The sequence below is a fragment of the Terrimonas pollutisoli genome (assembly GCF_029360765.1).
Taxonomy (GTDB): Bacteria; Bacteroidota; Bacteroidia; order Chitinophagales; family Chitinophagaceae; genus Terrimonas_B; species Terrimonas_B pollutisoli.
In genome coordinates this window covers 1-561 of record NZ_JARKNA010000070.1, presented here as the reverse complement: position 1 = coordinate 561, position 561 = coordinate 1, and the positions used below count along the sequence as shown (strand labels likewise).

The following is a 561-nucleotide window of genomic DNA, read 5'->3' as shown; positions in this document are numbered from 1 at the left end:
TTGTACCGGGTGGCGGATTAACCAAACAACATAAATGGCGCACGGCAAAGTCGGAAGGAAAATATTTGTTTAATGTAAAAGCAATGAGCACGGTGTTCAGAGGTAAGTTTATTGGGCAGCTAAAAAACCGATTGCCCGGGCATATAACACCTGCACTCCTAAACAGTCTTTACAAACAGCAATGGGTAGTGTTTGCAAAAACACCTTTTGATAGTCCTCATAGTGTGATAGAATATTTAGGACGTTATACGCATAAGATTGCCATTAGCAATCACCGGTTGCAAAAACAGGAAAATGGCAAAGTTGATTTTACGTATAAAGATTATAAGCACGGAGCTGTAACAAAAACGATGCAGTTAGAAGCGATGGAATTTATCCGCAGGTTCAGCCTGCATATATTGCCAAAAGGTTTTGTACGTATACGCCATTATGGAATACTGAGCAGCAGCAGCAAACAAAGATGTGCTGAACGAATAAAAGCGCAGGTGCCACCCATCAAAACACCCGCTTATATAAAACCCAAAGCCAAACCTGAGCCCTTTAATCCCAGGCAATGCCCTT

Annotated in this window: 1 protein-coding gene; it reads left to right on the top strand. The window is 41.7% G+C overall.

Annotated features, from left to right (window positions below):
* On the top strand, window positions 1-561 hold a 561-nt coding region (locus tag P2W73_RS26395; protein ID WP_276505102.1), incomplete at both ends, for an IS91 family transposase.